Source organism: Blastococcus sp. SYSU D00868 (assembly GCF_054050575.1).
In genome coordinates, this window is sequence record NZ_JBJGZO010000030.1 from 17888 (window position 1) to 39288 (window position 21401).

Below are 21401 nucleotides of genomic sequence, written 5' to 3' on the forward strand. Positions count from 1 at the left end.
GGTCAGCGGTGCGCGCGGCGGTCGAGCGCGGCGTCCAGGGTGACCGCGGCGTCGATCAGCCCCAGGTGGGTGAACGCCTGCGGGAAGTTGCCGATCTGCTCGCCGGTGAGGGCGATCTCCTCCGAGTACAGGCCCACGTGGTTGCCGTAGGTGAGCATCTTCTCGAAGGCGGTCCGGGCGTCGTCGAGCCGCCCGGAGCGGGTCAGCGCGTCCACGTAGGCGAACGTGCACAGCGAGAACGTGCCCTCCGACCCGCGCAGGCCGTCCGGGGAGGCCTCGGGGTCGTAGCGGTAGACCAGGCTGTCGGTCACCAGCTCGTGGTCCATCGCGCGCAGCGTCGACTGCCACCGCGGGTCGCGCCCGTCGACCATCCCGACCGTCGGCATCCGCAGCAGCGCGGAGTCCAGCACGTCGGTGTCGTAGTGCTGGACGAACGCCTGCTTGGACGCGTGGAAGCCGCGGTCCATCACCTGGCGGTAGATGGCGTCGCGGGCGGCGGTCCACCGCTCCAGCGGCGCCGGCCGGCCGTGCTCGGCGGCCAGCCGCAGGCCGCGGTCGAAGGCGACCCAGCTCATCACCCGCCCGTAGGTGAACGGCTGCCGGCCGCCGCGGGTCTCCCAGATCCCCTCGTCGGGCTGGTCCCAGTTGTCGGCCAGCCAGTCCAGGACCCGGGTCATCGCCTCCCAGCCCTGGTGGGGCAGCGGCAGCCCCGCCCGGACGCCGGCGTACATGGCGTCGGCGGCCTCGCCGTAGATGTCCAGCTGCAGCTGCTCGGCGGCGCCGTTGCCGATCCGCACGGGAGCCGAGCCGCGGTAGCCCCGCCAGTGCTCGAGGGAGTCCTCCTTGAGGTCGGAGGAGCCATCGATCCGGTACATGATGTTCAGCGGCCCGCTGTCGCTGTGCATCCGCTCCCGGATCCGGTCCCCGAGCCAGGCGCCGAAGCCGGCCACCTCGTCGAGCAGGCCGAGCTTGAGCAGGGCGTGCACCGAGAACGAGGCGTCGCGCACCCAGGTGTAGCGGTAGTCCCAGTTGCGCTCGCCGCCGACCTGCTCCGGCAGCGCCGTCGTCGGCGCCGCGACCAGCCCGCCGCTGGGCGCGTACGTCATCAGCTTCAGGGTGATCGCCGAGCGCTGCACGTCCTCCCGCCACCGCCCGGTGTAGGTGGAGCGGCCCACCCAGGAGCGCCAGAACGCGACGGTCTCCTCGAACAGCTGCCGCGCCTCGGCCGGGGGGATCTCCCGCGGCGGCCCGTCGACGCCGGTCTCGACGACGACCCCGCGGGTCTGCCCGGCGACGAGGGGGAGGCGGATGACGCCGCCGCCCCCGTCGCGGTGGCCGGTGGCCAGCCGCTCGTCGTCGGGCTTGCGGACGACGTGCAGGGTCAGCGAGTGCCCGTTCGACCGGAACACGGCGCCGTTCTCGGTCACCTCGGTCGTGTGCGCGTGCCGGCCGTAGTCGAACCGGGGGTCGATCTCGCACTCGAAGGTCATCCGGCCGCGGACGCAGTCGACCAGCCGCACGATCCGGTGCCGGTCGGTGGCGGCCGGCCCGGCCGGCGGCATGAAGTCCACGACCTGCCCCATCCCGGCCTCGCTGTAGAACCGGGTCACCAGGACGGCGGTGTCGGGCAGGTACATCTGCCTGGACGTGTGGGCGACGTCGGCGGGGCGGATGCGGAAGTGGCCGCCCCGCTCGTCGTCCAGCAGGGCGCCGAACACGCTGGGCGAGTCGAACCGCGGGGAGCAGAACCAGTCGATCGACCCGTCGGTCGTCACCAGCGCCGCGGTCTGCAGGTCGCCGATGAGGCCGTGGTCGGCGATGGCGGTCTCGGTCCGGAGGGTCTGCGTCATGGCCGCGACCGTGGACCGCCCCGCACGCCGGGGGCATCGTCCTGAGGGGGTGAGCCGCCCCCGGTCAGTGCACCAGCGCCTTCAGCGCGATCAGCCCGGCACCCACCAGGGCCACGCAGGCCCCCTTGACCAGGGCCCGGCCGGGTGGCTCGCCAGCGAAACGCGCCGCCCAGTACCCGTAGCCGCCGATCAGGCCGAGCCCCGACCACTTGGCGACCGTGAACGCCGTGCCGACCTCCAGCACGCCGAGCGCGGCGAGCACGAAGAACACGGCGGGGGAGGCGACCCCGACGGCGACCGCCGCGGCGTCCTCCGCGATGTGCCGGACCTGCGCGCGGGTGACCGGGTGCCGGGTGCTGGTCTCGGTGCCGACCACGTCGCTGAAGACCTCGGCCAGGGCGACGGCCAGGCCCGTCCCCAGCAGCCAGACGGCCATGACGCCGGGGCCGGGCGGGTGCTTCTCCAGGGCCACGACGAGCGCGAGCCCGATGATCGAGCCGTAGAGCACCCGCGCGACCTGCCGGGAGCCGAGGTGGGACTCCAGCTGCGTCCACATGGCCCGCCCCCTCAGCCGACGGCGCCCGGGACGACGGCGAACAGCCGCTCCCGCACGCTCTCCCGCACCTGCAGCGTCTCCTCGATCCGGCGGAGCTGCCCGGGGGTCGCCGGCAGCCCGTACACGTCGCCGAGGAAGCGCGGGAGGTCGGCGCGGTAGTCGTGCTGGAAGGCCCCGAACGCCCCGGCCGTCTGCGCGTTCTTCATGTCGACGAGCCCCTGGAAGAACGAGGTCACCGGGCGCCAGCGCATCCCCGGGGGGACGCCGCGGGGGCTGCCGCCGGCTCCCGGCTCGGGGCGGGGCCGGTGCGCGCCCAGCCGGTCGGGCGGGTACCAGAGCAGGTCGGGCCCGAACGTCGTCACCCCGTCGTTGTCGTGGGTCAGCAGCACAAAGCGCGGCGGGGTGCCGCGCGCCGCGGAGACCGCGGTGAGCTCGGCGTGGTCGTTGACGATGGCGACGGCGTCCGGGTCGACGTCGAGGCGGTCGCCGCGGGTGACCTGGCGCATCCACCCGCTGCCGTACGGCGTCCCGATCCACAGCGCCCGGTCGATGCCCATGGCGTCGAGGCCGAGGGTGCCCCAGTGCAGGAACACGTCCTGGCTGGTGTGCGCGCCGAGGCTCTCGCCGAACAGCACGACGCGGGGCCGGCGTCCCGGCCGGTCGCGCAGGCCCTGGAGCACCCGCAGCCAGAGCAGGCGGTTCTGCTCGCGGGCGCGGCGGACCATGCCGAGCGACAGCGGCGAGGGGCGGCGCGAGTACTGCAGCGTCACCGTGGCGACGTCGCCCAGGGCGAGGTACTGCAGGGCCGCCGTGGCCACGTAGTTGACGTAGCCGGTGCCGGTGGGGGAGACCAGGACGAGCAGCGAGCGGTCGAGGGCGCCGGTCCGCTCGAGCTCGGCCATCGCCAGGTCCACCCGCGCGCGGGCGGTCGGCGCGTTGTCCAGCCCGACGTACACCTGCACGGGGTCGGCACGGGCGGGCTCGCCCATCACGGTCTCGATCGACAGGTCCGGCACACCGGGCGGGCGGGCGGGGAGCGGCCGCGGGCGGACCGACGCGAGGGCGTGCAGCCGGCCGTCGCGGCCCATGCCCGACCAGGACACCAGGCTGCCGGGGCCACCGCTGACGGTCGGCGGCACCCAGCCGCCGTCGCCGCCGGACTCGAGCACCGGCACGCCGGCCGACGTCAGCGCCTCGATCCGCCGCATCGACCGGTGCCAGACCGCCGTGGCGCCGGCCCCCAGGCCGGCGAGGACGCCGGCGTGGCCGGCCAGCCGCCACAGCGCCGGCGGCCCCGGCAGGACGGCGGCCAGCCCCCGGCCGGCCAGGCCGGTGAGGGCGTGCTCGCCGTAGGCGGCGCCGGCGAGCCCGCCGACGACCGCCCCGGCGACGCCGAGCGACGTCAGCGCCGGGGGAGCCTCCGCCGGGTCGGGGCCGCCGGTCGCCGCGCCGGCGTGCCACCGGTCGACCACCGCGGCGACGCCGAGGCCCACCGGCACCCCGAGCGGGAGGGCGGCCAGGCGGCCGCCGAGCCCCAGGCGGCGGTCGAGGGCCTGCGCACCGGCGTCGGCGGCGCCCAGGAGCGCCCCGCTGAGCCCGGTGGCGCCCAGCCGCCAGGCGACCTGCCGCACGATCCCGCGGAACGGGTCGTCGGGCCGCGGCGGGAGCACCCGCAGCACCGCCAGCCCCAGCGGGACGGCGGCGCCGTCGACCGCGACGGTGAGGGTGCGCGGCACCGCCGTGGACGGCGCCGCGGCGGCCAGGAACCGGGCCGTGGCCTCCAGGACCTCGGCCGCCGCCACCGACAGCAGGTAGTGCGTGCCCGTGGCCAGCCCGGTCACCAGTCCCTGGTCCACCGCGCTGCGGGCGGACAGCGAGGGCGCGAAGGTGCCGGGGACCGTCGCCGCGGCGACGACCAGGCCGACCCCCGGCGCGGGGCTCCGCGGGGTCCCTCCGCGGTCGTGCCGGTCCGGCCGGGGTCGCGCGTGTCCCATCCCCGGATGGTCGGGCCGCGCCCGCCCTCCCGACTCATCCGCGCGAGGGGAATCCGGCCGCGCCCGACGGGCCTAGCGTCGGCGGGGCGGCGAGGAGGGGAGCAGGGCATGACGGCGGAACCGGCGGCGGGCGCCCTCCGGGCCGACACGGGCGTCGTGCCCGCACCGCGGCGGGAGTCGACGCCGCCCCCGGCGCCCTCCCCACCGCGCCGCGGCGGGTGGCGCCGGTGGCTGCCGCGCTACACCTGGAGCGGCACGGTCGGCGCGCTGCTGCTCGGCGGGGCCTCCCTGACGCCGTCCCTGCTGCCCCGGGGCTGGCTGCTGCAGGGCGCGATCACCGGCATCACCGCGGCCATCGGCTACGGCGCCGGCGTGACGGTCGCCTGGTTCGTCGCGGAGGTCACCCAGAGCCGGCTCTCGGCCGGCTTCCGGCGCCGCGCCTGGCAGGTGCTCGCCGTCGCGGGCACGCTCTACGGCCTGCTCATGCTGGCGCTGGGCGCGGTCTGGCAGCGCGACGTCCACGAGCTCATGGGCCTGGACCCGCCGGCCGGCGCGTCGTCGGCGGGGATCGTCGCGGTGGCCCTCGTGCTGTTCGTCGTCCTGGTCGGCATCGCGCGCGGCATCCGGTGGCTGGCGCGCCGGCTGGTCCGGCTGCTCGGTCGCGTGCTCCCCTCGCGGATGGCCCGGCCGCTGGGCGTGGTCGCGGTGACGGTGCTCGTCGTCTTCCTGCTCAACGGCGTCCTGTTCCAGGGGCTGGTGGACGCGATGAACTCCGCGTTCAGCGTCCGGGACGACGGCACCGAGTCCGGCGCCGTCGAGCCCACCGCGCCGGAGCGGTCGGGCAGCCCGGCCTCGCTCGTGCCGTGGGAGGACCTCGGCCTGCAGGGCCGCAACTTCGTCGGGAAGGGACCGACCGCCGCGGAGCTGACCGCGTTCTCCGGCGAGCCGGCCCTGACCCCCGTGCGCGCCTACGCCGGGCTGGCGTCGGCCGACGACGCCGGCGACCGCGCCGCCCTCGCCGTCCGCGACCTGCAGCGGGCCGGCGGCTTCGAGCGGTCGGTCCTCGTCGTGGTGACGACGACCGGCACCGGCTGGGTGGACCCGGCGGCCAGCGACTCGCTGGAGTACGAGTTCAACGGCGACACCGCCATGGTCGCGATGCAGTACTCCTACCTGCCCAGCTGGGTGTCGTTCCTGGTCGACCAGGCGAAGGCGCGCGACGCCGGGCGGGCCCTGTTCGACGCGGTCTACGGCGTGTGGGCGCAGCTGCCGCCGGAGGAGCGGCCCGAGCTGTACGTCTTCGGCGAGAGCCTCGGCACGTTCGGCGGCGAGGCCGCCTTCAGCGGGCTGGCCGACATCGTGAACCGCACCGACGGGGTGCTGTGGGCCGGGCCGCCGAACTTCAACGCGTTCTGGGGCGGGCTCGTCGAGGACCGGGACGACGGCTCGCCGGAGTGGCTGCCGGTCTACGACGACGGCCGCACGGTGCGCTTCGCCGACGAGGCCGGGGACCTGGCGGCGCCGCCGGGCCCCTGGGGCGAGCCGCGGGTCGTCTACCTGCAGAACGGCTCCGACCCGATCGTGTGGTGGTCGCCCCGGCTGCTGCTCGAACGCCCCGACTGGCTGGACGGCGAGCGTGCCCCGGACGTCTCCGACGCCATGGTGTGGCTGCCGTTCGTCACGTTCTGGCAGGTCACCGCGGACATGGCGTTCTCCACCGGCGTGCCGGACGGGCACGGGCACAAGTACGAGGCCGACTACGTCAACGCGTGGGCGGAGGTCGCGCAGCCGCCCGGCTGGACCGACGCCGACACCGAGCGCCTGCGGCAGCTGATCGGTGAGCGCTGACCCGCCGGGCCGGGACGCGGGCAGCAGCGCACCGGGGACGACGGCGGCGCCCGGCCGGGCGCGGCTCGTCCGGGTGTCCTGCGGGCTCGTCGGGGTGCTCGCGGCGGTCAACGTCGTGGACAACCTGTGGCACCCGCCGTGGTGGGTCCGCGCCCTGGAGGGGGCCGCCCTGCTCGCGTGGGCCCGGTGGGAGGGGCTGACCTGGTCGCAGCTGGGGCTCGGGCGCGACCGGCTGCGCGCCGGGGCCCGGTGGGGGCTCGGCGTCGTCGGCGTCGTCGGCGGCGTCTACGTGGTCGGCCTGCTCCTGCCGCTCACCCGGCCGGCGTTCATGGACGTCCGCTACGACCTCCCCGTCCCCGACGGGCTGTACAAGGCCCTCGTCGTCATCCCGCTGGGCACCGTGGTGCTCGAGGAGATCGCCTTCCGCTCGGTCCTGTGGGGGGTGCTCGCGCGGCACCTCAAGGAGTGGCAGGTGCTGGTGACCACCTCGGTGCTGTTCGGGTTCTGGCACGTCCTCCCGTCGCTGGACCTCGGCGAGACCAACCGCGGCGTGTCCGACGCGGTCGGCGGCTCGGGCACCGCCGCCGTGGTCGCCGGCACCGTCGCCTTCACCGCGATCGGCGGGCTGGTCTTCGGCGAGCTGCGCCGGCGCAGCGGCAGCGTGCTCGCCAGCGCCGCCGCGCACTGGGCGACGAACGGGCTCGGCGTGCTGTTCGGGCTGGTGGCCTGGCGCCTGGACCGGGCGGGCTGAGCCGGACGGGCGCCGTCACCCCGGCCGGATGAGGACCGCCGGCCGCGTCGCCGCGACACTCGGCGCGCTCCCCGGACGTGGGTGGCGCGAGGAGGCACGAGATGACCCTGACCGCCACCCCGGCCGCCCAGGCCGCCGCCCCGGCCGCCGTGCCGGCCGCCGCCCCGGCCGCCGTGCCGGCCGCCGGCTCGGCCGCCATGCCGGCCGCCGGCCCGGCCGGCCCCCGCGTCCTCGAGGTGCTCGTCGGGCGGCTGCACGCCGAGTTCGGCGGCGACCGGCAGGAGATCGCCCGCCTGGCGGCCGAGGTGCTGGAGACCTTCGCGACCGCCCGGGTGCAGGCCTACGTGCCGATCCTCGTGGAGAAGCGGCTGCGGGCGACGTACCGGGTGCTCCGCCGCCCGCCCCGGTGAGCGCCGCCGTGCGCCTCGTGCCACCCGGCGTCCGGCAGCTGCGCGGGTACCAGCGCTCCTGGCTGGCCAAGGACCTGGTCGCCGGGGCGGTGCTGACCGCCCTGCTCGTGCCGCAGGGCATGGCCTACGCCGAGCTGGCGGGGCTGCCGGCGATCACCGGCCTGTACACGTCGATCACCTGCCTGCTCGGCTACGCCGTGTTCGGCCCCTCGCGGATCCTGGTGCTCGGCCCGGACTCCTCCCTCGGGCCGATGATCGCCGCGACGATCCTGCCGCTGGTGGCGGCGGACGGCGATCCCGACCGCGCGGTCGCGCTCGCCTCGATGATGGCGCTGATGGTCGGGCTCGTCATGGTGGTGGCCGGCTGGGCGGGGCTGGGTTTCGTCGCCGACCTGCTGTCCAAGCCCACGATGATCGGCTACCTGAACGGGCTGGCCCTGACCATCCTGGTGGGACAGCTGCCCAAGCTCTTCGGCTTCTCCGTCGACGCCGACGGCGTGCTGCGGGAGTTCGGCGCGTTCGTCGCCGGTGTCGCGGACGGCGACACCGTGCCGGCCGCCGCGGCGGTGGGCGTCGGCGGCGTCGTCCTCATCCTGGCGCTGCAGCGCTGGGTGCCCAAGGTGCCGGCCGTCCTGGTGATGGTCGTGCTGGCCATCGGGGTCGTCGCGTTGTTCGACCTCGGCGACCGCGGGGTGGACCTCGTCGGCGAGCTGCCGCAGGGCTTCCCGCCGCTGACCGTCCCCGACGTCGCGTGGGACGACCTGGCGTCGCTGCTCGCGGGCGCGGGGGCGATCGCCCTCGTGGCCCTCGCCGACACCATCTCGACCGCGACGGCGTTCGCCGAGCGGACCGGGCAGGACGTGCACGGCAACCGGGAGATGACCGGCATCGGGGCGGCGAACCTCGCGGCCGGCCTGTTCCAGGGGTTCCCGGTCAGCACCAGCGGCTCCCGGACCGCCGTGGCCGAGCGGGCCGGCGCCCGCTCGCAGCTGACCGGCGTCGTCGGCGCCGTGCTCATCCTGCTGATGATCCTGTTCCTGCCCGGCCTGTTCCGGGACCTGCCGCAGGCCGCCCTCGGCGCCGTCGTCGTCACCGCGGCGCTCTCGCTGGCCGACCTGCCCGGCACCGTGCGGCTGTGGCGCCAGCGCCGGCTGGAGTGCGCGCTGTCCCTCGTCGCCTTCGCCGGCGTCGCCCTGCTCGGCGTCCTGCCCGGGATCGTGATCGCGGTCGGGCTGTCGATCCTCAACGTCTTCCGCCGCGCCTGGCGGCCCTACCAGACGACGCTCGGGCTGGCCGACGGCGTCGCGGGGTACCACGACGTGCGCTCCTACCCCCGGGCGCGGCACCTGCCCGGGCTGGTCATCTACCGGTTCGACGCGCCGCTGCTGTTCGCCAACGCCAAGTCGTTCCGCGACGAGGTGCGCCGGCTCGCGCGCAGCGAGCCGCGGCCGCACTGGATCGTCGTGGCCGCCGAGCCCGTCACCGACGTGGACACCACGGCGGCCGACATGCTGTTCGACCTGGACCGGCTGCTCGACGGGCAGGGGCAGAGCCTGGTCTTCGCCGAGCTCAAGGACCCGGTGCGGCGCAAGCTGGAGCGCTACGGGCTGGCCCAGGTCATCGAGCCGCGGCACTTCTTCCCGACCGTCGAGGCGGCCGTCGGGGCCTTCCGGGCGCGGACCGGCGCGGAGTGGGCGGACGCCGTCGTCGCCGACCGCGCGCCGGCGCCGCCGGTCCCGCGGGCTGCGGCGGAGACGCCGTCCCCGTCGTCCGAGCCGCGTCGCTGAGCGGCCCGGAGGTCCTCAGCCGTCCCGGGCCTCCGACGCCCCCCGCCGTTCCCCGGCCGCCGGTGCACGGGGCGCGGGCGTCCGGGGCTCCGGCGCGCTCGCCGGGGGAGCGGCCACCACCCCGGCGTGGGCCGGGACGGACCCGGCGGTGCCGACCGGCCGGCCGAGGGCCAGCCCCCACAGCACCGTCCACTGCACCCGCGCCTTCGGCGGCCGCACGCCCGGCCGCTCGCGGGGCAGCCGCACCCGCAGCGCGCCGGGACGGATCGCGCACCGCACCGGGGTGGTCATCCGCACCGTCTCGCCGTCGATCCCGACCGGGACCGCATCGGTGTCCGCGGTGACCACGACCTCGGTGGCCTCGGCGAGCCGCAGCCCCTGCTGGTGGGCCCCGTTCAGCAGGCCGACGGCCTGCCGCGCGCTGTCCACCCGCACGGCGATGACCCCGAGCACGCCGAGGTCGAGCCGGACCCGGCGCCCCATCTCGGCGAGGTCGGGAGACGCGTACGAGTTGTTGCTCACCAGCAGCGCCTGCGGCGCGTCGAACGTCGCCCCGCCCGCCCGGGCGACGAGGTGGGCGCCGCGCCGCCGGGCGAGCAGGTCGGGCAGGGCGTCGAGGGTCGTGCGCCGCTTCTCGTCCCGGTAGCCGGGGTGCTCCACGATCTCCGCGTAGGCACCGAAGGACGCGTTGTTCACGAAGGTGCGGCCGTTGATGTCGCCGAGGTCGATCCGCGCCTCGACGCCGTCGCGCAGCGCGTCCAGGCAGCGCGCCGGGTCCTCCCGGTCCAGGCCCAGGTCGAGCGCGAAGTGGTTGCGGGTGCCCGCGCTGACCACGACGAAGGGCACGTCGTGCTCGGCCGCGACCTGCGCCACCAGCGCCTGGGTGCCGTCGCCGCCGGCCACCCCGAGGAGGTCGGCGCCGCGGGCCAGCGCCTGGCGGGCCAGCTCCTGCACGTCGGTGCCGGGGCGGTCCAGCAGGGCCACCTCGGCGCCCAGTTCCTCGGCGCGCTCGCGCAGCCGGAAGCGGTCGACCTTGCCGCCGCCGGACCGCGGGTTCATCACGAGGAACGGGTGCCGGGGGTCGGGGGCGTCGGTGACCGCCATGGTGAAGCGCGAGCGGTCGGGGCGCAGGGCCGCGCGCGCGGCGGCGACCGCGGCGGCGAGCAGCACCGCCGCGGCGACGGCGACCAGGAACAGGTCGCCCACCGCGAACACCACGAGCAGCGCCACCGGGACGCCGACGACGAGGGCCAGCGCCAGCCAGCGCAGCGGTCCGCGGTGCAGCAGGAACCAGTAGCCCGCGGCGACGACCACCGCCGCCGCGCCGGCGGTGAGCAGGACCAGCCACAGCCCGCCGTCGCCGGCGAAGGAGAGCAGGAGGACGACGGCGGCCGCGGCGAGCGCGAGGGCCCCCCGAGCCAGCCACCGCCGGGCACGCATCGAGTCCACGGTCACCTCCCGGGGGTGATCCGGCGGTCGGGGCCGGCCGCCGAGGATGGTGGTCCTCCCGGCCGGCCGGGGGATCACCCGTACCGGACGGTCCCGCCGGGAGCGGCCGGGACGTCGGGAGGGTGCGCAGGTGCTGAGAGCTCGGGATGACCGGTGACCACGCCGGCCCCCCTCCCGTCCCGGCGGCCGGCACCGTGCCCCCGGCGACGGCGGCGGCGCTGACCCGCGGCGACCGGGACGTGCTCGCCGCGCTGGCGGCGGGGAGGTCGACCGCCGAGATCGCCGCGCTGCTGTCGGTCTCGCGGAACACCGCCCGGACGAGGATCCGGCGGGTCCGGGCCAAGCTCGACGTCGGCGGCCGGGAGGCGGCCGTGCGCGCGGCCCGCGACCTCGGAGTGCTGCCGGCGGAGCGGCTCCCGGACCCGCCCGGCTGACCGGCAGGCGCCGACCGCCGGTGCCAGACTGGTCCCACCCCCGCCAGGCGGCGACGGAGGGCCTCCGGGTCCGTGGCGCGTCCGCCTGGCGGGGCCCTCCGCCCCGCCTCGTCCGCGGGGGGTGAGTCCCCGGCGCGGTCGCCCTGCGACGCTCTTCCCGCCGGCGCCGGCCGTCCCGGCGTCCAGGGAGGGGGCCGCGTGGACGCCGACCCCGGCGGGACCTCCCGCGACGCCGCGTCCCGGGAGCCGATGCCGCGGATCGTCCGCCTCCCGCCGGGCTCCGACCCCGGGCCCGTCCGCCCGCGGCGGCCGCCGGCCCGGGGGTCCACCGCGGGCGTGCCCCGGCCCCGCGCCGTGCCCGCCGAGCTCGAGGTGCGCGTCGACCCGGGCGCGGGGCGCCTCACCCTGGCCGGCCGGCTGGTCGCGGGCACCACGTCCCTGCTCCACGACGGGGTCTCGGAGCTCCTGCGCGGGCCGCGGCCGGACTGGACGCTCGACGTCGGCGCGGTCACCTACCTCGACTCCGCGGGGCTGCGCGCGCTGTCCGGCGCCTACCGGCGGGCGCTGCGGCACGGCCGCAGGGTCACGCTCGACGGCGCGCCGCCGTCCCTGCAGCACGTGCTGACCCTGATGCGGCTGGACCGCCACCTGCTGCCCGAGGAGGGCCCCGGGCCCCCGGCGGACCGGGGGCCCGGCTCACGCTGACGCGGGCGCCTGCTCCCCGGTCGGGTCGGCCACCGGGAGGGAGACCGGGCGGACCGGGCGGACGCCGGCCGGGCGCGGCAGGCCGAGGTCGTCCATGGCCTGCTCGTAGCACTCGTGCAGCACCCGGAGCCGCTCGACCAGCCGGCGCACGTACTCCGGCGACCCCGACGGCGCCACCGGCTCGCTCATCGCGTCCCAGAACAGCTGCGACAGCTCGCCGGAGCCGCCGTACCAGGCGCGGCCGGTGCCCAGCGGCGACCGGCCCAGGGCGGCCACGAAGCGCCGCGCCACGGCCTGGTGCAGCCGCGCCGTCTGCGCCCGGTAGGGGGTGACGACCTCGCGGTGGTGCCGCAGCGTCGCCCGCAGCCCGCGCGGGCGCGGCGGCGGGGGCTCGACGGCGAGCCCGATGGCCCGGCCGAGCAGCGGGACCAGCAGCGGGCGGTCGGCGTCGGACAGCTTGTCGTTCGCGCCCCGGAGGACGTCGCCCAGCTCGCCGTCGACGCACGGCGGCCGGTCGGTGAACGGGCCGCCGGCCAGCAGCGACGTGTACTCCATGAAGCACGCGCCGCGCGCGGGGCTCCGGTGCTGGCCCCGGCTCAGCACGGGCAGCAGGTCGGGTACCGGCGTCGCGTCGTCGCGGCCGGGCTCGAGTGCGGTCATGGCATCTGCTCCTTGTCCGAGGGAGCTGCGGAGGGCCGGCGGCCGCCCGGCAGCACGAGCCTGGGGTCGGTGTGGTGCGGGCCACATCGTCCACCGCAGACGAGCCGGGCGGACCCCTCCCGCGCGCGCTCCGACGGGTCACTCGTAGACGACCGACGTGCGCACCAGCAGGTCCTGCACCGAGCGGTTCTCCCGGCTCACCAGCACCCACAGCACGCCGGCGAGGAACACCGCGCAGAGCACCGCCCGCACACCCGCACGCCCGGCGCGCAGCCGCCGGCCGGAGTCGTCGACGACGCGCAGCCCCAGCAGCCGGTCGCCGTGGGTCCGGCCGGCCACCGACCAGGTGACGGCGAAGTAGAGGGCGAGCGCCCCGTGGAAGGCCGCGACGAGCAGCGCCAGCGACGGGCTGGGGAACCGGAAGGTCGAGGGGGCGAACACGAACCGGGCCGCCGCGACGGCGGCGTAGCAGGCGGCGAGCAGCAGCAGCACCACGGCGGCGTCGACGACGTTGGCCAGGCAGCGGGTGACCACGCCCGCCCGCCGCCCCCGCACCGGGGCGCGCGCCCCCGCCGGCTCGCCCGCGCCCGACGGGGCCCCGCCCCAGGGGTGGGCGGGCCGCTCCGGTGCCCGCGTCACGACGGGCCCCCCGGGGCACCGCCGTCGACGAGCCCGGTGGCGGTGCGCCGGCCGGAGCGGCGCAGCAGCCGGTCCACGACCCGCTCGACGGCGCGGTCGGCGTCCGCGCCCTGGTCGCGGACCCCGCGCACGACCTCGTCGGTGACCGAGCCGGTCGAGGCGCGGAGCAGGCCGGGCAGGTCGATCTCGTCCACGACGTAGCGGGCGACGCCGGCGACGTCGGTGCGGGCCAGGACCCGGTCGACGTCCACCCGGTCGACCACCGCGTCGACGTCCACCCGGTCGACGACGGCGTCGACGTCCACCCGGTCGACGACCGCGCCGACGTCCACCCGGTCCACGACCGCGCCGATGTCCACCCGGGCCACCGCGCGGTCGAGGTCCACCCGGTCCACGACGGCGTCGAGGTCGACCCGCGCCACGACGGCGTCGAGGTCGAGCCGGGCCACGACGGCGTCCAGGTCCAGCCGCGCCACGACGGCGTCCAGGTCCAGCCGGGCCACGACGGCGTCGAGGTCGAGCCGGGCGGCGACGGCGTCCAGGTCGACCCGGTCGAGCACCCGGCCGACGTCCACCCGGTCGACGGCGGCGTCGAGGTCCACCCGGGCCACGACGGCGTCCACGTCCAGCAGCGCGGCCAGCCGGTCGAGGTCGACGTACTCGCGGACCAGCGCCGGCACGTCGAGCCGGGCGAGCACCGCGCGCGTGACACCGGGGACGAGCTCGTCGGCCGCCGCGCCCAGGACGCGCACCGCGGCGGACGCCGGGTGGGCCAGCACCCGGGCCACCGGTCCGTGCAGCACCCGCTCGACCGGCCCCGGCCGGCCGGCCGGCAGCAGGCGCAGCACCGCGCGGCGCCGCGGGGTCGCCACCGCCTCCGCGGCCCACCGGGCCAGGGCCGCCGCGACGGCCAGGACCGCGAGGGCGCCGTGGACCGCGTCGTGGACCGCGTCCTCCACCGCGCCGGTCGCGGCCACCGGTCGCGCCCGGCCCGCGTGCAGCGGGTGCACCGGGGTCACCACCACGGTGGACCGCCGTCGGTTGCCCCGCCCATGCGGCCTCCCGGTCCGTCGAGGTGGTGAGCGTCCTGCACCGGCCGCGGGCCCCCCTCATCCGCTGCGGGTGACCCCGCCGCCGCTCCGGTCCTCCACCGTGGACGAGCACAGCAGGACCTTCGCCCCTGACCAGCGCCCGGACACGTGGCGAAGGGTGGGCACGGCATCCGAGCCGGTGGCCGAGGACGGGGGAGCGGGACCGACCAGTCGTCGCGCACAGGGGGAACGACGCATGACCAGACCGTCGACCCTGGGGATCGCCCCCTCGTCCGCGCTGCGGTCGGTCGGGCCGGCCGCCCCGCGGGGGACGGCGCTGCTGGAGAGCAAGCTCGCGCCGCCCGAGTCCGCCCACGCCACCGTGCAGCGCCGGCGCCTGCAGGACCTGCTGACGGCACAGGTGCAGCGGTCCCCGCTCGTCCTGCTCAGCGGCCCGGCGGGCTCGGGCAAGACGGTGCTGGCCTCCTCGTGGCGGCAGCGCCAGGGGCGGACCCGGCCGATCGGCTGGCTCACCCTGGACGAGTACGACGACGACCCGGCCACGTTCTGGGGCTACCTCGTCGAGGCGCTGGTCCGCGCGGGCGTGCGGCTGTCCGCCACCCCGGTCCCCGTGCCGGGGGAACCGCCGGGCACCTCGCTGGTCCCGCGCCTGGTCGCCGACGTCGTCGCCGCCGAGCACCCCGTCGTGGTCGTCGTCGACGACGCCGACCACCTCACCGACCGGTCCGTCACCGCCGGCCTGGACCTCCTGCTGCGGCACGCCGGCAGCCGGCTGCGGCTCGTCCTCTGCGGCCGCGCCGACCCCCTGCTCCCGTTGCACCGGTACCGGCTCGACGGCACGATGGCGGAGATCCGCGGCGCGCAGCTCACCTTCACCCCGGAGGAGACCGGCGACCTGTTCGCCGCCCTGGGCGTGCCGGTGTCGCCGGAGATCGCGGCGGCGCTGTGCGCCGAGGCCGAGGGCTGGGCGGTCGGCCTGCGACTCGCGGCCGCACCGCTCACCCGCGGCGTCCCGCCCGAGCGGCTGGTCACCTCGCTGGCGCACGACGACGGCAGCGTGGCCCAGTACCTGGTCGCGGAGGTGCTGGAGGGCCAGCCGGCCGGCATCCGGCGGGTCCTGGCCCGGACGAGCGTCACGGCGGAGCTCTGGCCGGACCTGGTGGACCGGCTGTGCGGCCGGCGCAACACCCGCCGCGTGCTCGCGGGCCTGGCGCACGCCAACGCGTTCGTCGAGGAGTCCCCGGGCGCGCCCGGCGGGTTCCGCGTCCACCCGCTGTTCCGGGAGATGCTGCAGGCCCGGCTCGCCTACGAGCACCCGGGCGAGCTCGCCGGCCTGCACCGGGTGTGCGCGGAGTGGTACGCCGCGAACGGCCGGCCCCGCACGGCGGTCACGCACGCCGCCGCGGCGGAGGACTGGGCGTTCGTCAGCCGCCTGCTCGTCGACGACCTGTTCGTCCCGCGCCTGCTGGTGCACCGGACCGACCCGGCCCTGCGCGGGCTCGCCGCCTTCCCGCCCGGCGTGCCCGGCGCCGAGGCGGCCGTCGTCCGGACGGTCGTCGCCCTCACCGCCGGGCGACGCCCGGAGCCCGCGGACGTCGCCGCCGCGGCCGCGGCCCGCGCGGAGGGCGGCCGGCCCGCGCTGCGGGTGTCGGCGTCCCTGGCGTACCTGGCCGCGACCGCCGCGGTGACGGGCGGGCCGCCCGCGGCCCGGCTCGCCGACCTCGACGCGGCGGCCGCGCTGCTGGCCGACCTGCCCGAGGGCGACGACCGGGCGCGGGCCGAGGGATGGGCGGTGGTGAGCCGGCTGCGCGCGCTCACCGCCCTGCGCACCGACGCCCCGACCCGGCAGCTGCTCTCCGTGCTGCGCACCGCGGGCGCCGCGGCGCACACCGCGGGCTCGGGGACGCTCCGGTCCTCCGCCGTCGGGGCCCTCGCGCTGCTCGAGGCGCTGGAGGGGCACCTCAGCCGGGCGGCCCAGCTCGCGGCGGAGGCCGAGGCGCTCGCCGGCGAGCACGGGGCGGAGGAGGACGCCCGGGACCCCGCCGCGGCGACGGCCCTGGCGTGGGTGCACCTGCGCCGCTACGCGCTCGTCGAGTCGCGGGAGTGGCTGGCCCGGGCCCGGGCGCGGGACCGGTCCGCGGACGCGGGCACCGTGACCTCCGTCCCGCTGCAGGCCGTGCTCCACGCCCAGCACCTCCGCCTGCGGCACGAGTACGGGCTGGCCGAGGAGGCGCTGCGCCCGCACCTGGAGGGGGAGCACCTGCCCCGGTGGGTGGCCGAGCAGGTGATCACCGAGGTGGTGCGCCTGGCCGTCGCCCGCGGACACGTGGCCGAGGGCCTGGCGATCCTCCGCGACCGGGCCCGCGACGACCCCTGGAGCCGGCGCTTGCAGGCGTCGCTGGGCCTGCTCGGCGGGACCGGGGCGGTCGAGCTGCCGGTCGACGGCGAGACCTCGGCCTCGCCGGCGGAGGTCGTGGAGTCCACGGTGGTGCGGGCCTGCCAGCTGCTGGAGGGCGGCGACGCCACGGGCGCGGCCGAGGAGCTCGCGGCGGCGCTCGAGCACGCCCGGCCCGAGCTGCTCCGCTGGCCGTTCGTGGACACGCCACCCCAGGTGCGCCGCCTGCTGCGCGCGCACCCCCGCCTGCAGGCGGCCGGCGCGTGGCTCAACCCGTCCAGCGGTGCCCGCCCCACCGCCGGGGAGGGCGGGCCGGCGGCGGCCACCCACGAGGTGGTGCAGCCGCTCAGCGACCGGGAGGTGGAGGTCCTGCGCTACCTCGCGGAGATGCTCTCCACCGCGGAGATCGCGGCGACGATGTTCATCTCGGTGAACACCGTGCGCACGCACGTCCGGAGCATCCTGCGCAAGCTGGCCGTGAGCAGGCGCAACCAGGCGGTCCGACGGGCGCGCGAACGCGGCCTGATCTGACCGCCGGGGGAGGTGCGGACGCCATGGGAGCGTCGCGGATCCGGTACGAGCTGCTCGTGGGCACGCACGTGGGGACGGCGACCCTGGCCACCCTGCGGATACCGGTGCGCCGGACCGCCGTGCCGCGCCGGACGCTGTACCGCCTGCGGGTGCCGGCCGACCGGGACCTCGCCGACACCCTCCGCCGGCTGATCGACAGCGACGTGGAGGTCGTGGAGATCCGCCGGTGCGCGCCCCCGCCGAAGCCCGCCCGGGGCGGCACCCCACCCCCGCCGGGGACCTCCCGGGAGGACCCCGCCCCGCCGTCCTCCCTGGGGGACGGCGTCGTCGTGCCGCACCGCCGCGCGACGGCCGCCGGGCGACGCGGCGACCGCCCGGCGCAGGCCCGGCGCCCGTCCCGCCCGGCGCCGGGGGAGACCCCCTCAGCCGGCTGACCCGGCCCGCCGCACGTGCAGCACGTGCCCGACCACGGCGCCGCCGAGCAGCACGACGCTGACCCACGTCAGCCAGCTCATCAGCACGAACACGACGCCGATCGGGCCGTACCGCTCGGCGTTCACCACGACGGCGCGCGACAGGTAGACGCTCGTGGTCACGCTCACCGCGGCGAGCCCGGCGGCGGTCGCGAGCGCGCCCGGCAGCAGCGCCCGCCACGGCACCCGCCCGGCGAGCAGGAACCACTGCGACCACCACGCCCACGCCAGGACCAGCGGGGCGGACAGGACGGTGGTCAGCACCGCCCCGGCGACGCCGGCGGCGAGCGTGCCCACGGCGGCGACGACGGCCACGCCGGCCAGCAGCGACCCCAGCCAGACCATCGGCCGCCACAGGTGCCGGCGGCCCAGCCGGGGCAGGTCCCACACCGCCGCGTAGAACCGCTGCAGCTCCGCCGGCCAGGCGTAGGCGGCCAGCACCGTGACGGCGGCGCCCACGACCGACGTCGGCGTGTGCACGGTGTCGGCGGTGGCGAACAGCTCGCGCACCTGCGCCCGGGCCTCCGCCGACAACGCCATGTGGTGGGCCAGCCGGTCGGCGAGCCCGTGCTCGCGGCCCAGCGGGAGCACGGCGCTCAGGCTGATCACCGCCGGGACGAACGCGACCATGCCCAGCGCGCCGAAGACGAGCGCGTGGTGGCGGGTGTCCAGGTCGCGGACCCGGGTCCCGACCGACCCGACCGCGCCGGCACGGACGCGCGCGGCCGCCCCCGCGGCCCGTTCCCGGCCCTGCTCGGCCATGCCGGCCGCCCGCGAGCGGGTGCGGGGCGTGCGCGGCGCCGTCGCCGGTGCCTGCCCGCCCGGGGAGCTCCCCGGGGGTCCGTCGGCGCACCCCATCCCAGGTCTCCGTCCTCGCGCGCCGCCGACGCCGGTCCGCGGCGTCCGCCCCCAGTCGACCGCCGAGTCGGTCGCGGCGGATCCCCCCGGTGGGAGGACCGCCGCGCCGCCGCGCCGCGCCGGAACTCACTCGGCGCGGACGATGCCCGGCCGCGGCGCGGGTCCGACGCTGGGCGCGCACGCCACCCACTCGTCCGGCCGCGTCCCCGCCGGGGACGGCCCGAGCCGGGAACGACCCCGCGGAGGACAGGCAATGACGGACACCTCGCACCAGCGCCCCACGGAGAGCAGCGCCCCCTACGCCGAGCCGGTGTCGGCCTGGGCGGGATGGGTGGTCTTCGGCGGCGTGATGATGGTCCTGCTGGGCGCCTTCCAGATCATCGAGGGTCTGGTCGCGCTGTTCGACGACGGCTTCTACGCGGTGACCTCCGACGGCCTCGTCGTCGACGTCGACTACAACACCTGGGGCTGGGTCCACCTGGCCATCGGCATCATCGCCGTCCTCACCGGCCTCGGGCTGCTGGCCGGCAACATGCTGGCCCGCGTGGTCGGCGTCGGCATCGCCATGCTGAGCGCGATCGTGAACCTCGCGTTCATCTCGGCCTACCCGGTGTGGTCGACGATCATGATCGTGCTGAACGTGATCGTGATCTTCGCGATCGTCGTGCACGGGCGGGAGCTCAAGTACCGCTAGTCCCGAGCGCCCCGCTCCAGCGCGCGGGGGCGGGGACGGGGGCGCCTGCCGCGCCCGGGGTCCTCCGCCACGGGTGACGTGCCGCGCCGCCGCCGGCCGGGATCGTCGACCGCGTCCGCCGCCCGAACCCGCCCACTGGGGGAGACATGACCGCAGACCTCGAGCAGGCCACCGCCCTCGACCAGATGGGCCCGGTCGACTACATCGTGGTGGCCTTCCCCACCGACCGGATGAGCGGGGAGGCCCTCCCGCTGCTGGTCGACCTCGTCGACCGGGGGGTCATCCGCATCCTCGACCTGGTGTTCCTGCGCAAGGACCGGGAGGGCGTCGTCACCACGCTGACCCAGGTGGACCTGGAGCGGATGCACCTGCTGGAGGCGGCCCTGTTCGACGGCGCCTCCTCGGGGCTGCTCGACGACGAGGACGTGGCCGAGGCCGCGGCGGCGCTCGAGCCGGGCACCGCCGCCGGCGTCCTCGTGTACGAGAACGCGTGGGCGGCGCCGTGCCTCCGCCGTCCGCCGCTCGGGCGGGCAGCTGGTCGCCGCGGGGCACGTCCCCGTGCAGGCCCTCGTGGCGGCCCTCGACGCCCTGGAGGCCGCGGAGGCCGGCGACCCGGCCACGCCGCCCGCGCCGCGCACCCCCGCCGGCTGACCGGCGCGGTCGCTCAGAGCAGCCGGGAGCGCCAGTCCGGCTCGACCGCGGCCCACTCCCGCGCCCAGCCGCGCTCCCGGTGGCGGTCCAGCCCGGTGCACAGGGCGACGTAGAGCAGCCAGGTGACCAGGGGGATCCCCACCAGCGTCACCCCGCCCATCGCCCCGGCCTGCGCGGGGATGCCGCGCGGGTCGAGCGGGGCCAGGGTGCGGTGGCCCTCCCGGTCCACCCACACCTCCACCGCGGTGCCCGCCTCCGCGCGGGGTGGCACCAGCGCCGTGCCCTCCTCGCGGGTCCCTCGGGGCCCGGCCCAGGTGACCCGGGCCGGCACCGCACCGGCGGAGCCCGGGCCGGCGGCCGCCGTCGGTCCCGGGGCGTCCTCGAGCAGGACGGCGCGGGTCTGCGAGCGCTCGGCCGCCTGGTCGGCGGCGACCGACCGCAGCTGCGCCGAGACGGCGGACGACGCGGTCACGGCGGCGACCGGCGCGAGGAGGAACGACAGGGCCAGGAGCAGCCGCCCGGCGACCTGGACGCGGTCCGAGCGCCGCTTCAGCGGTCCCGAGCCGAGGGTGAGCCGGCGCAGGGACCTGCGCACCGCGGTGTCCTGGGGTGCGGTCATCGCCGGGAGCCCCCCGTCCGTGGGCCGGTCCGTGGGCGTCGTCGCCGCCAGGGTGCGGCGCCGGCCGGCCGGTCCCCATCCCCCCACCGGGATGACCGCGGCCGGGGAGCCGCCGCTCCGGCCCGCCGGCACCGACCGGCTCATCCGAGCGGGGGGAGGCCGGCGGCCTCCCGGCGGGCGACGCTCGGCGCATCGGGGATCGGAGCGCCACCGGCACCGGCCGGAGGACCGGTCGGCCGGCGGCCCCGGGAGGGGGCCGGCTCGGGGCGCCCACCGATGTCGAGGGAGCGCGCGGAGATGGGACCTCAGGTGTACGAGCTCAGGGTGCGGGGACCGGTGCCGGCCGAACTGCTCGAGGAGATCGGCGCGGAGGACCTCGGCGAGGAACCGCCCCTGACCATCCTGAGGACCGCGCCGACGGACCAGTCCGGGCTGCACGGGGTGCTGCAGCGGCTGCGCGTCCTGGGCCTGGACCTGCTCGAGGTCCGCACCGCGACGCCGGAGCCGCACGACGCCGACCAGCCCTGAGGCCGACCGGCCCGGGGCCACCGCCGGCCGACCACCGGCCCGGACACGACGCGGGTCCCGGCGATGCGTCGTCGCCGGGACCCGCGCCGGTGCGGTTCGCTACGGGGTGCGCGGCTCCGGGACGTCGGGCCCGGCGAGCGCGGCGGCGCCCAGCACGCCGCGCAGGATCGCACCGGCCGCCGCGGTCACGCGGGCGCTGCCGACGACCGGGGCGATCGCCACCAGCACGGCCTGCGCCTTCTCGACGGTCAGGCCCGCGTCGGCCGCCGCGCCCAGGGTGATCAGGTAGGAGACCGGGGGAGCGTCCACGGCGACCAGGGCGGCCAGCCGGACGAGCAGGTAGGTCTCGGCGTCGAGCCCCGAGCGCTCCAGCGCGTCGAGGTTCATCGCGAGCAGCTCCTCGAGGACCGGGGCGTCGCCCTGGGCGATGCGGTCGAGGGCGTTGTCCGGGGCGGTCTGGGTCATGGCTCCTCCTGGGGTGGGCACGACGGCGCCGCCAGCCTGGCGAGCCGCCGGA

21 protein-coding genes are annotated in these 21401 nt (G+C 77.6%); 11 read left to right on the forward strand and 10 right to left on the reverse strand.

Features of this window, described 5'->3' with window-relative positions; translation table 11 throughout:
* Positions 1-2: 2 nt before the first annotated feature.
* The 3 genes from ACI79F_RS19895 to ACI79F_RS19905 all read right to left on the reverse strand — a co-directional run bounded on the left by ACI79F_RS19895 (position 3) and on the right by ACI79F_RS19905 (position 4400).
* On the reverse strand, positions 3-1850 hold the full coding sequence (locus ACI79F_RS19895) for a glycoside hydrolase family 15 protein (RefSeq protein ID WP_456546828.1): 1848 nt from the start codon (positions 1848-1850) through the stop codon (positions 3-5).
* Positions 1851-1914: 64 nt separating this feature from the next.
* Positions 1915-2406 carry a hypothetical protein gene (locus ACI79F_RS19900; RefSeq protein ID WP_456546827.1) on the reverse strand — a complete coding sequence of 164 codons (492 nt, stop codon included), beginning with the start codon at positions 2404-2406 and terminating at the stop codon, positions 1915-1917.
* An 11-nt stretch (positions 2407-2417) separates the two neighbouring features.
* On the reverse strand, positions 2418-4400 hold the full coding sequence (locus ACI79F_RS19905; RefSeq protein ID WP_456546826.1) for an alpha/beta-hydrolase family protein: 1983 nt from the start codon (positions 4398-4400) through the stop codon (positions 2418-2420).
* Between the two features lie 108 nt (positions 4401-4508).
* Here ACI79F_RS19905 and ACI79F_RS19910 point away from each other — a divergent pair, with 108 nt between their 5' ends.
* The 4 genes from ACI79F_RS19910 to ACI79F_RS19925 all read left to right on the forward strand — a co-directional run bounded on the left by ACI79F_RS19910 (position 4509) and on the right by ACI79F_RS19925 (position 9196).
* The gene (locus ACI79F_RS19910; RefSeq protein ID WP_456546825.1) at positions 4509-6248 is read left to right on the forward strand and encodes an alpha/beta hydrolase; all 1740 of its coding nucleotides are present in this window, start codon (positions 4509-4511) and stop codon (positions 6246-6248) included.
* Positions 6238-6999, forward strand: coding sequence for a CPBP family intramembrane glutamic endopeptidase (locus ACI79F_RS19915; protein ID WP_456546824.1), 762 nt, complete (start codon positions 6238-6240; stop codon positions 6997-6999). Before ACI79F_RS19910 ends, ACI79F_RS19915 begins: the two co-directional genes overlap by 11 nt.
* A gap of 101 nt (positions 7000-7100) precedes the next feature.
* A complete protein-coding gene (locus ACI79F_RS19920; RefSeq protein ID WP_456546823.1) occupies positions 7101-7409 on the forward strand; it encodes a three-helix bundle dimerization domain-containing protein in 309 nt (102 codons plus the stop codon).
* A gap of 8 nt (positions 7410-7417) precedes the next feature.
* Positions 7418-9196 carry a SulP family inorganic anion transporter gene (locus ACI79F_RS19925; RefSeq protein ID WP_456546822.1) on the forward strand — a complete coding sequence of 593 codons (1779 nt, stop codon included), beginning with the start codon at positions 7418-7420 and terminating at the stop codon, positions 9194-9196.
* 15 nt (positions 9197-9211) lie between these two features.
* On the opposite strand, the gene ACI79F_RS19930 is transcribed toward ACI79F_RS19925, so the two are convergent.
* On the reverse strand, positions 9212-10636 hold the full coding sequence (locus tag ACI79F_RS19930; RefSeq protein WP_456546850.1) for a diacylglycerol/lipid kinase family protein: 1425 nt from the start codon (positions 10634-10636) through the stop codon (positions 9212-9214).
* A 155-nt stretch (positions 10637-10791) separates the two neighbouring features.
* Here ACI79F_RS19930 and ACI79F_RS19935 point away from each other — a divergent pair, with 155 nt between their 5' ends.
* The gene (locus ACI79F_RS19935; protein WP_456546821.1) at positions 10792-11079 is read left to right on the forward strand and encodes a response regulator transcription factor; all 288 of its coding nucleotides are present in this window, start codon (positions 10792-10794) and stop codon (positions 11077-11079) included.
* Between the two features lie 198 nt (positions 11080-11277).
* Positions 11278-11784: an STAS domain-containing protein gene (locus ACI79F_RS19940; RefSeq protein ID WP_456546820.1), complete on the forward strand. Its 507-nt coding sequence runs from the start codon at positions 11278-11280 to the stop codon at positions 11782-11784.
* On the opposite strand, the gene ACI79F_RS19945 is transcribed toward ACI79F_RS19940, so the two are convergent.
* The 3 genes from ACI79F_RS19945 to ACI79F_RS19955 form a co-directional block, all read right to left on the reverse strand.
* Positions 11776-12444, reverse strand: coding sequence for a hypothetical protein (locus ACI79F_RS19945; protein ID WP_456546819.1), 669 nt, complete (start codon positions 12442-12444; stop codon positions 11776-11778). The two genes, ACI79F_RS19940 and ACI79F_RS19945, sit on opposite strands and share 9 nt — an antisense overlap.
* A gap of 138 nt (positions 12445-12582) precedes the next feature.
* Positions 12583-13083, reverse strand: coding sequence for an RDD family protein (locus tag ACI79F_RS19950; RefSeq protein ID WP_456546818.1), 501 nt, complete (start codon positions 13081-13083; stop codon positions 12583-12585).
* Positions 13080-14102, reverse strand: a complete 1023-nt coding sequence (locus tag ACI79F_RS19955; protein WP_456546817.1) for a hypothetical protein — start codon at positions 14100-14102, stop codon at positions 13080-13082. Before ACI79F_RS19955 ends, ACI79F_RS19950 begins: the two co-directional genes overlap by 4 nt.
* Positions 14103-14370: 268 nt before the next feature.
* Between ACI79F_RS19955 and ACI79F_RS19960 the strand changes: the two genes are divergently transcribed.
* Together ACI79F_RS19960 and ACI79F_RS19965 are read left to right on the forward strand one after the other, a co-directional pair.
* Positions 14371-17061: a LuxR C-terminal-related transcriptional regulator gene (locus tag ACI79F_RS19960; protein WP_456546816.1), complete on the forward strand. Its 2691-nt coding sequence runs from the start codon at positions 14371-14373 to the stop codon at positions 17059-17061.
* Between the two features lie 23 nt (positions 17062-17084).
* Entirely contained in the window at positions 17085-17495 is a 411-nt protein-coding gene (locus ACI79F_RS19965) for a hypothetical protein (RefSeq protein WP_456546815.1), read from the forward strand.
* Here ACI79F_RS19965 and ACI79F_RS19970 read toward each other — a convergent pair.
* On the reverse strand, positions 17484-18296 hold the full coding sequence (locus tag ACI79F_RS19970; protein WP_456546814.1) for a YhjD/YihY/BrkB family envelope integrity protein: 813 nt from the start codon (positions 18294-18296) through the stop codon (positions 17484-17486). The two genes, ACI79F_RS19965 and ACI79F_RS19970, sit on opposite strands and share 12 nt — an antisense overlap.
* A 349-nt stretch (positions 18297-18645) precedes the next feature.
* On the opposite strand from ACI79F_RS19970, the gene ACI79F_RS19975 reads away from it, so the two are divergent.
* Both ACI79F_RS19975 and ACI79F_RS19980 read left to right on the forward strand, forming a co-directional pair.
* Positions 18646-19086, forward strand: coding sequence for a DUF7144 family membrane protein (locus ACI79F_RS19975; RefSeq protein ID WP_456546813.1), 441 nt, complete (start codon positions 18646-18648; stop codon positions 19084-19086).
* Positions 19087-19232: 146 nt separating this feature from the next.
* Positions 19233-19850, forward strand: a complete 618-nt coding sequence (locus tag ACI79F_RS19980) for a DUF6325 family protein (protein ID WP_456546812.1) — start codon at positions 19233-19235, stop codon at positions 19848-19850.
* On the opposite strand, the gene ACI79F_RS19985 is transcribed toward ACI79F_RS19980, so the two are convergent.
* A complete protein-coding gene (locus tag ACI79F_RS19985; protein ID WP_456546811.1) occupies positions 19751-20356 on the reverse strand; it encodes an Rv1733c family protein in 606 nt (201 codons plus the stop codon). The genes ACI79F_RS19980 and ACI79F_RS19985 overlap by 100 nt on opposite strands.
* A gap of 309 nt (positions 20357-20665) precedes the next feature.
* Between ACI79F_RS19985 and ACI79F_RS19990 the strand changes: the two genes are divergently transcribed.
* Entirely contained in the window at positions 20666-20884 is a 219-nt protein-coding gene (locus ACI79F_RS19990) for a hypothetical protein (RefSeq protein WP_456578935.1), read from the forward strand.
* Positions 20885-20983: 99 nt separating this feature from the next.
* Here ACI79F_RS19990 and ACI79F_RS19995 read toward each other — a convergent pair whose 3' ends face one another.
* A complete protein-coding gene (locus ACI79F_RS19995) occupies positions 20984-21349 on the reverse strand; it encodes a carboxymuconolactone decarboxylase family protein (RefSeq protein WP_456546809.1) in 366 nt (121 codons plus the stop codon).
* Positions 21350-21401: the final 52 nt, after the last annotated feature.

Bases quoted from the DNA above. Each gene is read 5' to 3' on its own strand.
- ACI79F_RS19930 (WP_456546850.1), bottom strand. From the start codon at position 10,636: ATGCGTGCCCGGCGGTGGCTGGCTCGGGGGGCCCTCGCGCTCGCCGCG.
- ACI79F_RS19970 (WP_456546814.1), bottom strand. From the start codon at position 18,296: ATGGCCGAGCAGGGCCGGGAACGGGCCGCGGGGGCGGCCGCGCGCGTC.
- ACI79F_RS19975 (WP_456546813.1), top strand. From the start codon at position 18,646: ATGACGGACACCTCGCACCAGCGCCCCACGGAGAGCAGCGCCCCCTAC.
- ACI79F_RS19945 (WP_456546819.1), bottom strand. From the start codon at position 12,444: ATGACCGCACTCGAGCCCGGCCGCGACGACGCGACGCCGGTACCCGAC.
- ACI79F_RS19905 (WP_456546826.1), bottom strand. From the start codon at position 4,400: ATGGGACACGCGCGACCCCGGCCGGACCGGCACGACCGCGGAGGGACC.
- ACI79F_RS19965 (WP_456546815.1), top strand. From the start codon at position 17,085: ATGGGAGCGTCGCGGATCCGGTACGAGCTGCTCGTGGGCACGCACGTG.
- ACI79F_RS19980 (WP_456546812.1), top strand. From the start codon at position 19,233: ATGACCGCAGACCTCGAGCAGGCCACCGCCCTCGACCAGATGGGCCCG.
- ACI79F_RS19960 (WP_456546816.1), top strand. From the start codon at position 14,371: ATGACCAGACCGTCGACCCTGGGGATCGCCCCCTCGTCCGCGCTGCGG.
- ACI79F_RS19985 (WP_456546811.1), bottom strand. From the start codon at position 20,356: ATGACCGCACCCCAGGACACCGCGGTGCGCAGGTCCCTGCGCCGGCTC.
- ACI79F_RS19995 (WP_456546809.1), bottom strand. From the start codon at position 21,349: ATGACCCAGACCGCCCCGGACAACGCCCTCGACCGCATCGCCCAGGGC.
- ACI79F_RS19900 (WP_456546827.1), bottom strand. From the start codon at position 2,406: ATGTGGACGCAGCTGGAGTCCCACCTCGGCTCCCGGCAGGTCGCGCGG.
- ACI79F_RS19910 (WP_456546825.1), top strand. From the start codon at position 4,509: ATGACGGCGGAACCGGCGGCGGGCGCCCTCCGGGCCGACACGGGCGTC.
- ACI79F_RS19935 (WP_456546821.1), top strand. From the start codon at position 10,792: ATGACCGGTGACCACGCCGGCCCCCCTCCCGTCCCGGCGGCCGGCACC.
- ACI79F_RS19895 (WP_456546828.1), bottom strand. From the start codon at position 1,850: ATGACGCAGACCCTCCGGACCGAGACCGCCATCGCCGACCACGGCCTC.
- ACI79F_RS19920 (WP_456546823.1), top strand. From the start codon at position 7,101: ATGACCCTGACCGCCACCCCGGCCGCCCAGGCCGCCGCCCCGGCCGCC.